Source organism: Polymorphospora sp. NPDC050346, assembly GCF_040655695.1.
GTDB lineage: Bacteria > Actinomycetota > Actinomycetes > Mycobacteriales > Micromonosporaceae > Polymorphospora > Polymorphospora lycopeni.
Genome location: NZ_JBFAKM010000007.1, coordinates 1 through 13,345 on the forward strand (window position 1 = coordinate 1; position 13,345 = coordinate 13,345).

A 13,345-nucleotide genomic window follows, 5' to 3' on the forward strand; every position below is an offset into this window, starting at 1 on the left:
GCCGTCGCCGGCTTCACCGAGTCGCTGCGCTGCGAACTGCTGCACGACCGCAGCAACGTCAAGGTGACGATGGCCGACGAACTGCCCACCTGGCACGTGCACGTGCACGTCAACGACATCGGCGCGGCGATCGAGGCCGGGATCGCCGCCGGCCGGCCCTACCAGATCGCGGTCACCCGCTTCGACGACCAGGTCGACGCCGCCCCGGCGGTGGAACCGACCGGACCGCCGGCCGGCCCGCAGGGCCGGGGCGCCGTCGTGGTCGCGGCCGGTGACGGCCTCGCCGCCCTGTTCGTCGCCGAGGGGGCGGTGGTGGCCGCCGGCCGGCCGTCGACCGGCGAACTGCTCGACGCGATCCGGGCGACCGGCGCGATCCACGTGGTGGTGCTGCCCAACGACCCCAACGCCCAGGCGGTCGCCCGCGCCGCCGCCGAGGAGGCCCAGCACCTCGGGCTGCGGGTCAGTGTGGTGCCGACCCGGTCGCCGGTGCAGGCACTCGCCGCGCTGGCCGTACGCGATCCCGGTCGCCGGTTCGACGACGACGTGATCGAGATGGCCGAGGCGGCCGGCGCGTGCCGGTCGGCGGAGGTCTGCTTCGCCAGCCGGGAGGCGTTGACGATGGCCGGCCGGTGCCAGCCGGGCGACGTGCTGGCGCTGGTCGAGGGTGAGGTGCACGTGATCGGCACCGACCTGCTGGCGACCTGTGAGGCGTTGCTGGACCGGATGCTCGGCGGCGGCGGCGAGCTGGTGACCATGCTGCTCGGCGCCGACGCCCCGACCGGCCTGGACGAGGCGTTGCGCGGCTACGCGGCACGCCGGTGGCCGTTCGTCGAGGTGCAGACCTACGACGGCGGCCAGCCGTTCTATCCGTTGCTGGTGGGGGTGGAATGACCGAGCCGTCGACGGCGGACACGCCGCTGAAGAAGCTGGTGGGCGACAAGACCGCGCGGGCGCTGGCCGACAAGCTCGACCTGCACACCGCCGGTGACCTCGTCTACCACTTCCCGCGCCGCTACGACGAGCGCGGCGAGCACACCGACATCCGGTCGCTGGAGGTCGGTGAGGACGTCACCGTCCTCGGCCAGGTCCGGCAGGCGACCGTACGCCCGATGCGGCAGCGGCGCGGCAACCTGCTGGAGGTGACCGTCGGCGACGGTTCCGGCGGGGTGCTGACGCTGACGTTCTTCGGCAACCAGGCGTGGCGCAGCCGGGAACTGACGCCGGGCCGGTGGGGGCTGTTCGCCGGCAAGGTGACCGAGTTCCGTGGCAAGCGCCAGCTCAACGGGCCGGAATACGTGCTGCTCGGCGACGGGCCGGCGGACGGCGAGGTGGCGGCCGCGGGCGAGATCGAGGAGTTCGCGGGTGCGCTGATCCCGGTCTACCCGGCCGCGGCGGCGGTGCCGACCTGGACCATCGCCCGGTGCGTACGGGTCGTCCTGGACACCTTCACCCCGCCGGACGACCCGCTGCCGGCGACCGTACGCGCCACCCGGAACCTCGTCGGGCTGGGCACCGCACTGCGCGAGATCCACCGGCCGTCCACGAAGGAGGAACTCTTCCGGGCCCGGCGGCGGCTGAAGTGGGACGAGGCGTTCGCCGTGCAGTTGACCCTGGTGCAGCGCAAGCACCGGGCTGCCGACCGGCCGGCCCGGGCCCGGCCCGGGACCGACGGGGGCGTGCTCGCGACCTTCGACGGCCGGCTGCCCTACGAGCTGACCGCCGGGCAGCGCGCCGTCGGCGACGAGATCGCCGCCGACCTGGCGACGGCCCACCCGATGCACCGGCTGCTCCAGGGCGAGGTCGGCTCCGGCAAGACCGTCTGCGCGCTGCGCGCGATGCTCCAGGTGGTCGACGCGGGCGGCCAGGCGGCGCTGCTGGCCCCGACCGAGGTGCTCGCGGCCCAGCACCACCGGGGCATCCTCGGCCTGCTCGGCCCGCTCGGCCGGCCGGGTGAACTGGACGGCGACCCGGCCGGCACCGGCGTCGCGCTGGTCACCGGCTCGCTGGGCGCCGCCGCCCGCCGGCAGGCCCTCAACGAGGTCGCCAGCGGCCGGGCCGGGATCGTGGTCGGCACCCACGCCCTGCTCTACGAGGGCGTCGAGTTCGCCGACCTCGGCCTGGTGGTCGTCGACGAGCAGCACCGGTTCGGGGTGGAGCAGCGTGACGCCCTGCGGGCCAAGGCCGAGCAGCCGCCGCACGTGCTGGTGATGACGGCCACCCCGATCCCGCGCACGGTGGCGATGACCGTCTACGGCGACCTGGAGGTCTCGACACTCTCCCAGCTGCCGCGCGGCCGGTCGCCGATCGCCTCGCACGTCGTACCGGCCAGCGAGAAGCCGGCCTACCTGGAGCGGGCCTGGCGGCGGCTGCGCGAGGAGGTGGCCGCCGGCCACCAGGCGTACGTCGTCTGCCCGCGGATCGGCGAGGACTCGTCGTCGCCGGAGGAGGCGGCCGCCGAGGTCGACGAGTCGGGGCGCCGGCCGCCGCTGGCCGTGCTCGACGTCGCGCCGCTGCTCGCCGACGGGCCGCTGCACGGCCTGCGGATCGGGGTGCTGCACGGCCGGCTGCCGGCCGACGAGAAGGACGCGGTGATGCGGACGTTCGCCGCCGGTGATCTCGACGTGCTGGTCGCGACGACGGTGATCGAGGTCGGGGTCGACGTACCCAACGCGACCGTGATGATCGTGCTGGACGCCGACCGGTTCGGGGTGTCGCAGTTGCACCAGTTGCGCGGCCGGGTCGGCCGGGGCTCGGCCGCCGGGCTCTGCCTGCTGGTCACCGAGATGGCCGAGGGATCGTCGGCCCGGGAGCGGCTCGACGCGGTGGCGTCGACGACCGACGGATTCAAGCTGGCCGAACTCGACCTGGAACAGCGCCGGGAGGGCGACGTGCTGGGGGCGACGCAGTCGGGGCGGCGTTCGCACCTGCGGCTGCTGTCGTTGCTGCGCGACGCGGACCTGATCCGCGACGCGCGGGCGGAGGCGATCGCGCTGGTCGAGGAGGATCCGGAACTGCTGCGGCATCCGGCGCTGGCCGCATCGGTGGCCGCCCTGGTCGACGAGGAACGCGCCGAATACCTGGAGAAGGGCTGACGGACGGCAGGGCCGGTCCGACCTCACGACAAACGGGGCGCGCCGGTCCGGTCGGACCGACGCGCCCCGTGGCACGTCATGCTCAGGCGGTGAAGGTCACCCGACGGCGACGGGCCAGGTAGAACAGGACGCCACCGACGGCGAGCAGCAGCGCGGCACCGGCCGCGATGCCACCGGCCGCGGCACCGGTCAGCGGCAGGTCGCCGCCGCCACCGCCGCCCGGCGCGGGGCAGTCCTCGGGCTTCTCCTCGTCCCAGGCGAAGGTGACCACGTCGTCCTCGTAGCCCTCGATCACGGCGTCGATGGTGAGGCCGGCGGAGCCGGCGAACTTGACGCTCTTGGACTCGCCCGGGGCGACAGTGAGCTTCTGGACGTCACCGGTGCTCGGCGTGAAGACGGCGGTGAACGGCTGGCTGCCGTCCTCGGGGTTGGTCAGGCTGAAGGTCATGTCCTCGCAGCTGACCTCAAGGCCGGCGGTGGGGCAGCCTTCCGCCTCGGGCGCCGAGCCGGTGAACAGCGGCTTCTCCTGGCCGGCCTCGGTGACCGTGATCTCGCCGGCCTGCTCGGCCGGGATCTCCACCGTGTTCTCCTCGCCCGGGGCGACCTCGACGGACTTCTCGAAGCCCTCGGCGGTGACGACCTTGAACTTGGCCGGAGCGGTGGCGTCCTTGCCGTTGGTCAGGGTGACCTCGACCAGGCCGTCACAGTCGGTGACGATCGTGTACGTCGGCGCGGCCGTCGCCGGCGGCGGCTCCTCCTTCTCGCACACCCCGCCGAGGGTGATCGTCTTCTTCTTCCACTTGGTGTCCTCGTGGCCGCTGTCCCAGGCGCCCTTGACCTGCAGCGAGGCCGTCTGGGTGGTGCCCGGCAGGCGCTGGGTGCCGGTCAACGGGGTGTGCGGGTCGAGCGGGTAGCCGTCGCCCTCGGTGACGGCGATGCCGGTCACCGGGGTGGGCTTGGCGAGGACCTCGTAGAGCCGGTAGCCGGTCGACTCGGCGGGAGCGACGCTGGTGACGGTCCAGTCGACGACCCATTCACCGGTGGCGGTGTCGCAGGCGGCCTTGCCGTCGACCACGCTGTGGTGGGCGCTGGCGGGCGAGGCGACCGCGACCGCGGCGGCGAGGCCGAGGAACGCGGCGCCGACGACGGCGAGCGGTCGCCGCAGCGACAGCTTGGAAGAGATCACGCGTACTCCTGGGGTGAAAGCTCTCAGGCACGACGCCGGGGGGTGGTGGTGCGCTCACCGAACGGGCACGACCAGCGGCGGCGACGTGCGCCGGCGGCGAACATGCGCCGGCACAGCGCCAGACCATATCGGCTCGCGGCGCGCACCGGTGGCCCTCATGGACCGCTAAGGATGCTGATGCGTATCCGAGATCTTTGATCTACGGAAAGCTGTCCGCCGCGCACCGAGGGTGGCATGGTCATCGTCCGACCGGCGGCCGGACGACGCTGCTCGTCGCGTAGCGTCGAGGCGGTCCTCGCCCGTGTGGACGGCGACGGGACGGACGGCTGGAGGTGTCATGACGCGGATCGTCGCCGGGACGTTCGGCGGACGGCGGATCGCCGCACCGCCGGGTGGGCAGACCCGGCCGACCTCCGACCGGGTCCGTGAGGCCCTGTTCAGCGCGCTGGACACCCGGGTCGACCTCGACGGGGCGCGGGTCGCCGATCTCTACGCCGGGTCCGGCGCGCTCGGCCTGGAGGCGCTGTCGCGGGGCGCGTCCCACGTGCTGCTCGTCGAGTCCGACCAGCGGGCCGTGCGGACCATCCGGGAGAACGTGGCCGCCCTGCGGGCCGGCCCGGCGGTCCGGGTCGTGACCGGCAAGGTCGGCACCGTGCTGGCCGCCGGGTCGCCGGACGGGGAGCCGTACGACGTGGTCCTGGCCGACCCGCCGTACGCCGTGCCGGACGACGAGGTCACCGCGATGCTGGTCGCCCTCGTCGATGGCGGTTGGCTGGCGGCCGACGCCGTCGTGGTGGTCGAACGGGCCACCCGGGGCGGCGCGGTCACCTGGGTGGAAGGCGTCACCGGCGAGAACGTCCGGCGTTACGGCGAGACCACGCTTTGGTACGGTCGCCGATCATGAGACGTGCGGTGTGCCCAGGCTCGTTCGATCCGGTGACCAACGGACACCTAGACATCGTCGGCCGGAGCAGCCGGCTCTTCGACGAGGTGATCGTCGGAGTGTTGATCAACCAGTCCAAGCAGGGCCTGTTCCCCGTCGACGAGCGGATCGAACTGCTGCGCGAGGTCACCGCCTGCTACGGCAACGTACGGGTCGAGTCGTTCCGCGGCCTGCTGGTCGACTTCTGCCGCGCGCAGGAGGCGAGCGTGGTGGTCAAGGGGCTGCGCGCGGTCAGCGACTTCGACTACGAGTTGCAGATGGCCCAGATGAACATCGGGCTGGCCGGCGTCGAGACCCTTTTCATGCCCACCAACCCGCTCTACTCCTTCGTCTCGTCGAGTCTGGTGAAGGAGGTCGCGAAGTGGGGCGGGGACGTGTCGGCGCATCTGCCGGAACCGGTTCTCGCCCGCCTGGCCGACCGCCTGCGCTCCGCGGGGGCGTGACAGGTCCGACGGGTGGTTTTCCGGCGGAAGGTCCCCGTACGGTCCGGGGTGCTCGCTTCGTCCGGCGACGCGCCGTGTCGGCCCGGGTCGGTCCTCCTGTCGCTCCCGCACCGCATGATTGGTTGAGCAGGGATCTGGGTCGACCCCGCATCATGTAGGTCGGCCGACGAACTACAGGGGTGAGGTGCCGGGTGGACCCGCTCGACCGCATCGACGAGATCATCGCCATCCTGGAGACGGCGCGGTCCGTCCCGATGTCGCGCAACAACTGCATGGTCGATCGTGGGGAGATGATCGGCATCCTCGACGAGTTGCGCGCCGAACTTCCCGGTGACCTGCGCAGGGCGGCGGCCCTGCTGGAGGAGCGCGACAAGATCATGGACGCCGGCAAGCGCGAGGCGGACCGGATCATCAGCGAGGGCGAGGCCGAACACGCCCGCCTCGTCTCGGTCAACGAGATCACCGTCTCGGCCGAACACGAGGGCGCCCGGATCGTCGCCGAGGCCCGCGCCGAGGCGCAGCGGCTGCGTGAGGAGGTCGACGACTACGTCGACACCGCGCTGGCCAACTTCGAGCAGTTCCTCACCCGGGCGCTCGCCTCGATCGAGCGGGGGCGGGACAAGATGCACGCCCTGCGCGAGATCGGTAACTTCGGTGGCGAGGACACCGAACGCCCACTGACGTTCTGACCACCCGTTCGGGGCCGCTGCTACGGTGCCCCGGTTCGACGCTGAGGTCCCTGCTCAGGTAACCTTCAACGTCGGCCTCACACAGGCCGGAGTCTGACTATGCCCAAACATTCGCCGATCCACCTCGACCCCAGGTCGCCGCTGGTCCTCGACACGAGGGAGCTGCCGCGCCGGCCTGGCGCGTTGCGTACGGTCAAGCGGGTGGTGCCGGCGCCGGCAGACCTCGGACTGGAGCTGATCGGTGTGCCGGAAGGCGCCGACCTCGACCTCGACCTGAGACTCGAATCGGTGTCCGAGGGTGTGCTCGTCTCCGGAACCGTCAGCGGTTCCGTCCAGGGCGAGTGCGGGCGGTGCCTGCGCGCGATCGGCGACTCGCTGACCGTCACGGTCCAGGAGCTGTACGCCTACGAGCACAGCACCACGGACGAGACGACCGACGAGGACGAGGTGGGCCGGCTGCAGGGCGACCTGATCGACCTGGAGCCGGCGCTGCGGGATGCGGTGGTGCTCGCACTGCCGACCAACCCGCTGTGCCGAGACGACTGCCCAGGGCTGTGCCCCGAGTGTGGGGTGCAGTGGGACGAGCTGCCGGCTGACCACAGCCACCAGCAGATCGACCCGCGCTGGGCGAGCCTGTCGCAACTGACCCGTAAAGAGGAGTAGGAACCGTGGCCGTCCCCAAGCGCAAGATGTCGCGCAGCAACACCCGGTCCCGCCGGGCGCAGTGGAAGGTCGCGGCGGTCGCGACTGTGGCCTGCCCGCAGTGCCGGTCGCCGAAGCTGCCCCACACCGCCTGCACCGTGTGCGGCACCTACAACGGCCGCCAGGTCATCGAGGTCTGACGCCGGCCAGCGTGACGCCTCCGACTTCCGGTCAGGCGGCGCGCAGGCCCTGGCCATCGCCCGGTGCCCCGGCTCCCGCCGGCCGCGACTCGACGGCCGGGTCCGTGGAGCCGGGGACCGTGCGGATCGCCGTCGACCTCCTCGGCGGGGACAACGCTCCCGCCGTCGTGGTTGACGGCGCTCTGCGGGCATGCGACGCCGATCCTGGACTGCATCTGCTACTCGTCGGGCCGCCCGAAACGGCCGACGAGGTCTTCGCCGTGCTCCCGCCGGCCCAGCGTGACCGGGTCGCCGTACGCCCGGTCAACCACGTGGTCGGCATGGCCGACGCACCCACCCGGGCCAGCCGGACCGACACCACCGTCCGGGCCGCCGTGGCCGCGGTCGCCGAGGGTGCCGCCGACGCCGTCGTGTCGGCCGGTGCCAGCGGGGCGACCGTCACCGCCGCCGTACTCGGCCTGCGCCGGTGGCCCGACGTCCGGCACCCCGCGCTGGTCGCGAGCCTGCCGGCCGTACACGGCCCGGTGGTGCTGCTCGACGTCGGCGGCTCCCTGGAGGCCCGGCCGACGACCCTGGCCAGGCACGCCATCCTGGGTGCCGCCTATGCCGCCGTCGTCCACGACATAGCCCGGCCCCGGGTGGGCCTGCTCTCCGTCGGCGCCGAGCCGGGCAAGGGCGACCGGGTACGCCGGGCCGCCGACCCGCTTCTCGCCGCCGTCGGCCTGCCGGGCGACGCCACCTATGTGGGACTCGTCGAGGGCTACGACCTCGGCATCGGTGACCGTGCCGACGTCGTGGTGACCGACGGGTTCACCGGAAACGTGCTGCTCAAGGGCATCGAGGGGGCGTACGCCATGGCGGGCGGGCCACCCGCGGCCGGCGGCGTGCCCCGCGCCGCCGCCCTGCTCGGCGTGCCCGGCACGGTGGTGGTCTGCCACGGTGCCGCCGACGGCGCCGACGTCGCCTCCGGCATCGCGCTCGCCGCCCACCTGCACCGCCGCGCCGCGACCCGAACCGTCGCCACCCTGCTCGCGGCCTCGGCCGAGGTGACAGCATGACCGAGCGAAGCGAGGGCATCGGTTGGCTCAGTGTCGATGCGTCCACCGAACGAAGCGAGGGGGGCGAGGGGACCGCATGACCTCGACTTTGACGGCACCGGCCACGGTGCACCCGATCCACGGCGACCACAGCGGCGAGGTGAGCACATGAGCAACGACAGGCGCAGACGGCCGTCGATCGGCGACCTGGAGGCGGCCTTCGGGATCTCCCTCGACCCCGAACTCCTGGAGCGGGCCCTGACCCACCGCTCGTTCGCGTACGAGAACGGCGGCCTGCCGACCAACGAGCGGCTGGAGTTCCTCGGCGACTCGGTGCTCGGCGTGGTGATCACGGCGGCGCTGTTCCACAACCACCCGGACCTGCCGGAGGGGCAGCTCGCCAAGCTGCGGGCCAGTGTGGTCAACATGCGGGCCCTGGCCGACGTCGCCCGTGGCCTCGGGCCGCAGGGCCTCGGGCCGTACCTGCTGCTCGGCAAGGGCGAGGAGACCACCGGTGGCCGGGACAAGGCGAGCATCCTCGCCGACACCCTGGAGGCGCTGCTCGGCGCGATCTACCTCCAGTACGGGCTGGACACCGCCTCGATCGTGATCCACCGCCTGTTCGACCCGTTGATGGCGGACTCCGCCGGGCGCGGCGCGGCGCTGGACTGGAAGACCAGCCTCCAGGAGCTGACCGCGGCGCTCGGGGTCGGGGTACCGGAGTACCGGATCGACGACGCCGGCCCGGACCACGCGAAGACGTTCACCGCGTGGGTGGTGGTCGCCGGCGAGCGGTACGGCGGCGCCGACGGCCGCAGCAAGAAGGAGGCCGAGCAGCGGGCCGCCGAGGCGGCCTGGCGGACGCTGTCGGAGCAGGTCGCCGAGCCGACGGAGGTGCCGCCGGACCGGCCGACCACGGCCCCGGACGCGACCGGCCTGGACGCGACCGCCCCGGCAGCCGCCGTCCCGGTGGGGGAGCCCGGTGCGGCGGCCGGCCCCGTCCCGGCGGCCGCCGACGGGGTGTCGATCCCGGATCCCGACCCGTCCGGCAGCCGGCGTGCCTGAGCTGCCCGAGGTCGAGACGGTCCGGCTGGGGCTGGCCCGGTGGGTGACCGGTCGCCGGTTCGCCGCCGTCGACGTACGGCACCCGCGGGCGATCCGCCGGCACCTGCCCGGCGCCGCGCACTTCGCGGCGGTCCTCGCCGGCCAGCGGGTGGTCGACGTCCGCCGCCGGGGCAAGTACCTGTGGCTGCCGCTGGACAGCGGCGACGCGGTGATCGGGCATCTCGGCATGTCGGGGCAGCTGCTGATGCAGCCGGCGGGGACGCCCGACGAGACGCACCTGCGGATCCGGTTCACCTTCGACGACGGCGGACCGGAACTGCGCTTCGTGGACCAGCGCACGTTCGGCGGACTGTCGTACTCCGAGGGCGGCGCCGACCTGCCGACGGAGATCGCGCACATCGCCCGTGACCCGATGGACCCGGAGTTCTCCGACGCGGACTTCGTGACCGCGATGCGACGGCGCCGCACCGAGGTCAAGCGGGCCCTGCTCGACCAGACGCTGATCTCCGGTGTCGGCAACATCTACGCCGACGAGGCACTGTGGCGCGCGCGGCTGCACGGGCTGCGGCCGACCGCCGCGCTGACCGGTCCGGCCGTGACCCGGCTGCTCGGGCACGTACGCGACGTGCTTGGTGCGGCGATCAAGGCCGGCGGCACCAGCTTCGACGCCCTGTACGTCGACGTGAACGGCGAGAGCGGCTACTTCGAGCGGTCGCTCGACGTGTACGGCCGGGAGGAGCTGCCGTGCCACCGGTGCGGGGCCCCGATCCGCCGCGAGCCGTTCATGAACCGCTCCTCCTTCAGCTGCCCGCGCTGCCAGCCCCGCCCGCGCCTCCCGCGCCCCTGACCCGGCGCCGGGCCGGGCCGACCCGGCCGGGCGATCAGCAGAGGCGCGGCGATCAGACCCACCCGGGCGATCAGCAGAGGCATGGCGATCAGAAGAGGCACGGCGCGCGCCAGGCACCCAGTTCGCGGCTCTTGTGTATCGACGCGAAACCCAGCGCGCGCGTCGTCGGGCAGAACTCGGTGGTGTCGGCGTCGTACTCGACGTGGAAGACCGGCTTGTCGGCCGCGACGAACGGCAGCAGCCGGTCGCACTCGGCCGCCACATAGCACTCCTCGTTGACGGCGAAGTCGAAGTCGGGTTCCAGCGCCGCGACCTGGTCGATGTCGTTGACCAGGCCCGGCGAGAGCCCGAGCGAGCGGGCCAGGTCGGCCAGCCGCCGGTTGAAGACGATCTGGTCGTCGAAGGTCAGCGGCAGGCCGGGGGCGTGCGCGTAACCGTCCACGTCGTACGGCGCCACCGCGTGGAAACCCTTGCCCCGGCAGAGCCGGAACCGGTCGGTCAGGATCGGTTCGAGGACCCCCCACTGCCGTATGTCGACCCACCACTCGCCGGGCCGGCCGGTGGGTTCGCCGAGCAGTTGGGGCGGGAAGCGGCCGGCGTCCGGTCGCGACGTCCGCAGCACTCCGGCCTCGACGTGGCAGACGGCCCGCTTGCCCCGGGCGCGTAGCCGGTCGACCTCGTCGGCGGTGGCGGTGAACCCGTCGAGGGCGAACACGTCGGCGTCGACGGTGACGTCCGGTTCGCCGGTGAGCTGCCACTGCCAGGTCAGCGCCGTCTGCGTCGGCCAGGGGCGGGGGACCGGCGGGTCGCGGTCGTCGCCGCAGGCCACCCCGGCCACCAGTACGACCAGCACCACGGCCACCGACCCGGCGGTGCGGGTGCGCGGCGCGCACGCCCCGGGCATGTCAGCGCGCCGGGGTGGGAACGTCCAGGCGGCTGGGGAGCCCGCCGTACGGGTGCGGCAGCCCCCGGTCGGTGACCAGCCCGAACCCGGCGCCCCGCCAGTCCATCAGCCGCCGCGCCGCGGCGAGCTGTGCAGGCGGCACCGAGTGCACCAGGTGGCCGTCGCCGAGTTCGCCGCCGGCACCGGTCCACCGCCGGTAGTCGGGCCAGCCGCCCTCGAAGGTGCAGATGGCGACGCCGAGCCGACGGTAGAGCGGGTCGGTGGGTGCCCCGGGGTTGAGGACGACCTCGGTCAGCCCGGCCCGCCGGGCCGCCCGTACCGCCAGCGCGACCGGGCCGACGGCGGCCGGGCCGGTAGGGGCGCGGTCGAGGAAGACGCCGGCGACGGGGTGGCCGGTCCAGCCGTCGACGTCGGCGAGTACGTCGGCGAGCGGCCGGGCGGCCCGTGCCAGGTCGACGTACCCGAGCACCGGCACGCCGGCCCCGGCCAGCCGGGCGGTGACCCGGCGGTAGGCGGGGGCGTCGTGCCCGTCGACCACGACGGTGGTGCCGCGCAGCCGGTCCGGTTCCCAGGCCGCCGGGTCCACCGCCGGATGGACGTAGAGAGGCAGCAGTACGGTCATCGATGAGCTCCCCCGGGCTCTGGAACGGCGCGGGCCGTGCTGGCCAGGCCGGGGCGGGGTGCCGCCGACGACGCCGCCCCGCCGTCCGGCCGCGGCACACCGCTCCACCCGGGGTCAACGAGCCGGAAGCGTCCGGCGGCACGGCCGCGGGCGGCCCGGCCGGGCGCGCGATCCGGACGGCGTGGGCACCGGGCGCGGGCGGCGCGACCGGGGGATCAGGCCGCCCGGGGGATCAGGCGACGGAGCCGAACATCTGGGTCCAGTAGATGGTGCCGTCGCCCGAGCGGGCGATGCCCATGCCGATCGCCTTGGCGTCGCAGTTCAGGATGTTGGCCCGGTGGCCGGGGCTGTTCATCCACCCCTCCATGACCGCGGCCGGGGTCCGGTAGCCGGCGGCCACGTTCTCGCTGATCGCCCGCTGGTAGCCGGCCTGCTCGGCGCGCTGCCACGGCGAGCTGCCGTTGCTGCCCTCGTGTGACATCCGGTTGTGCGCCGCCTGGTCCTCGCTGTGCAGCCGGGCCGCCTTCGCCAGGTCGGCGTTGGTGCGTACGGCGCCGCAGCCGGCCTCGGCCCGCCGCTGGTTGACGATCGCGACGACCTGTTCCTCCTGGCTGCCGCCGCCGGATTCGGTGCGTGTGGTGGGCGTACGGCTCGGCGTGCGCCGGGGCGTGGCGCTGGTCTTCGACGCCTTCGGGGTGGGGCTGGGGCCGGCCGAGGTCGGGGTGGCACTCGGCGACGGGCTGCCGCTCGGGGTGGCCGGGGTCGACGGCTCCCCGGTCGGGGTGGCCGGGTCGGTCTGCAGCGGCAGTTCGTCCGGGCTGACCAGACCGTTGCCGGCGCCGTCCCCGGTGGTGACCCCGGTCGAGGTCGATTCGGGTCCGCCGGCGAGGTACGACGGCAGCAGGGCCGCGCCGACGCCGAGCCCGACCAGCAGCACGCTGACCACGGCGGCGAGCCCGAAGAGGCCGGGCAGCCGGCGCGGGTCGCGGTGCCGACCCCGTCCGCGCAACGCCGGTCGCCGGTCGGTGTCGTGGCTGTCGCCGTACACGCTGTCGCCTCCGTCTGCTCGGGTCGGCCGGGGTCGGGGCCGGTGCGACCGTACGCAGCCGGCCGTCGCCCGGGCAATCCGGCTAAGGAAGACATAAGGCTGGGAAGAGATCATCGTTAGCGGGCCGGAAACGTCCGGTCGGTAGCATCGGCGGCGTCCGGACAGTGATCTCTGTCTGTACCCGGAGGTGGCCGCCACGGCCGGGCGGGGTGCCGTGAGAGTGATCCGTGCCCCGCGCAGCTTGACGTTGCCCCGACATCGGCGGACTATAGAGGTGTCGCCAGTCGCGCCCGATCCTGTCCCCGTGTGCCCGGGGGCTTCGCCGCGACCACGCTGGGCGGGCGTTTGGCCGGCATTTCCGGCAGCGCATTACAAGGAGTTGATATGGCGAAGGCCCTCTACGGCCACGTTGGCGTGGCGCCCGACCGGCGCCTGCTCGACGAGGTCACCCGACTGCGTGCCAGGGTCGAGGCACTTGAGTTCGAGATCACCCGCCTGCGTGCCGACAACGATCGGCTCGCCGCGGCTGCCGCCGAAGCAGACGAACTGCTGCGGCTGGCAGAGCCGGCAATGGCCTGATCCGAGCTGCGGAGGCCGGTGACCCCGGCGCCGTTGCCCGCACATCTG

Annotated in this window: 14 protein-coding genes and 1 pseudogene; 11 read left to right on the forward strand and 4 right to left on the reverse strand. The window is 73.6% G+C overall.

The genetic code is table 11. The annotated features are described in order from the left end of the window. A pseudogene (locus tag AB0I42_RS09325) lies at nucleotides 1–891 on the forward strand (Dak phosphatase); the annotation flags it as partial. Next, nucleotides 888–3,092: an ATP-dependent DNA helicase RecG gene (recG, locus tag AB0I42_RS09330; protein WP_357535703.1), complete on the forward strand. Its 2,205-nt coding sequence runs from the start codon at nucleotides 888–890 to the stop codon at nucleotides 3,090–3,092. The pseudogene AB0I42_RS09325 and the gene recG, both read left to right, overlap by 4 nt. 82 nt (nucleotides 3,093–3,174) lie before the next feature. Here recG and AB0I42_RS09335 read toward each other — a convergent pair whose 3' ends face one another. Further along, nucleotides 3,175–4,278 (reverse strand): cell wall anchor protein, encoded by a 1,104-nt coding sequence (locus AB0I42_RS09335; RefSeq protein ID WP_357535705.1) that lies wholly within the window; start codon nucleotides 4,276–4,278, stop codon nucleotides 3,175–3,177. Between the two features lie 337 nt (nucleotides 4,279–4,615). Here AB0I42_RS09335 and rsmD point away from each other — a divergent pair, with 337 nt between their 5' ends. From rsmD to mutM, 8 genes are all read left to right on the forward strand, one after another. Then, a complete protein-coding gene (gene rsmD, locus AB0I42_RS09340) occupies nucleotides 4,616–5,182 on the forward strand; it encodes a 16S rRNA (guanine(966)-N(2))-methyltransferase RsmD (RefSeq protein ID WP_357535707.1) in 567 nt (188 codons plus the stop codon). Further along, entirely contained in the window at nucleotides 5,179–5,664 is a 486-nt protein-coding gene (gene coaD / locus AB0I42_RS09345; RefSeq protein ID WP_357535709.1) for a pantetheine-phosphate adenylyltransferase, read from the forward strand. Before rsmD ends, coaD begins: the two co-directional genes overlap by 4 nt. Nucleotides 5,665–5,855: 191 nt before the next feature. After that, entirely contained in the window at nucleotides 5,856–6,353 is a 498-nt protein-coding gene (locus tag AB0I42_RS09350; RefSeq protein WP_357535711.1) for a hypothetical protein, read from the forward strand. Nucleotides 6,354–6,452: 99 nt separating this feature from the next. Continuing rightward, on the forward strand, nucleotides 6,453–7,016 hold the full coding sequence (locus tag AB0I42_RS09355; RefSeq protein WP_357535713.1) for a YceD family protein: 564 nt from the start codon (nucleotides 6,453–6,455) through the stop codon (nucleotides 7,014–7,016). Between the two features lie 5 nt (nucleotides 7,017–7,021). After that, nucleotides 7,022–7,195: a 50S ribosomal protein L32 gene (gene rpmF, locus AB0I42_RS09360; protein ID WP_357535714.1), complete on the forward strand. Its 174-nt coding sequence runs from the start codon at nucleotides 7,022–7,024 to the stop codon at nucleotides 7,193–7,195. 104 nt (nucleotides 7,196–7,299) lie between these two features. Beyond that, nucleotides 7,300–8,253, forward strand: a complete 954-nt coding sequence (locus AB0I42_RS09365) for a phosphate acyltransferase PlsX (RefSeq protein WP_357535716.1) — start codon at nucleotides 7,300–7,302, stop codon at nucleotides 8,251–8,253. Between the two features lie 147 nt (nucleotides 8,254–8,400). Next, entirely contained in the window at nucleotides 8,401–9,297 is an 897-nt protein-coding gene (rnc, locus tag AB0I42_RS09370; RefSeq protein WP_357535718.1) for a ribonuclease III, read from the forward strand. Beyond that, nucleotides 9,290–10,144, forward strand: a complete 855-nt coding sequence (gene mutM, locus AB0I42_RS09375; RefSeq protein WP_357535719.1) for a bifunctional DNA-formamidopyrimidine glycosylase/DNA-(apurinic or apyrimidinic site) lyase — start codon at nucleotides 9,290–9,292, stop codon at nucleotides 10,142–10,144. Before rnc ends, mutM begins: the two co-directional genes overlap by 8 nt. A gap of 88 nt (nucleotides 10,145–10,232) precedes the next feature. Here the strand turns inward: mutM and AB0I42_RS09380 are convergent, their stop codons facing one another. The 3 genes from AB0I42_RS09380 to AB0I42_RS09390 form a co-directional block, all read right to left on the reverse strand. Beyond that, complete coding sequence (locus AB0I42_RS09380; protein ID WP_357535721.1) at nucleotides 10,233–11,048, reverse strand: endo alpha-1,4 polygalactosaminidase; 816 nt, start codon at nucleotides 11,046–11,048, stop codon at nucleotides 10,233–10,235. A gap of 1 nt (nucleotide 11,049) precedes the next feature. Continuing rightward, the gene (locus AB0I42_RS09385; RefSeq protein WP_357535722.1) at nucleotides 11,050–11,670 is read right to left on the reverse strand and encodes a spherulation-specific family 4 protein; all 621 of its coding nucleotides are present in this window, start codon (nucleotides 11,668–11,670) and stop codon (nucleotides 11,050–11,052) included. A 232-nt stretch (nucleotides 11,671–11,902) separates the two neighbouring features. Beyond that, the gene (locus AB0I42_RS09390; RefSeq protein WP_357535724.1) at nucleotides 11,903–12,718 is read right to left on the reverse strand and encodes a CAP domain-containing protein; all 816 of its coding nucleotides are present in this window, start codon (nucleotides 12,716–12,718) and stop codon (nucleotides 11,903–11,905) included. Between the two features lie 384 nt (nucleotides 12,719–13,102). Here AB0I42_RS09390 and AB0I42_RS09395 point away from each other — a divergent pair, with 384 nt between their 5' ends. After that, nucleotides 13,103–13,297, forward strand: a complete 195-nt coding sequence (locus AB0I42_RS09395; protein WP_357535726.1) for a hypothetical protein — start codon at nucleotides 13,103–13,105, stop codon at nucleotides 13,295–13,297. The last annotated feature ends 48 nt before the right edge of the window (nucleotides 13,298–13,345 follow it).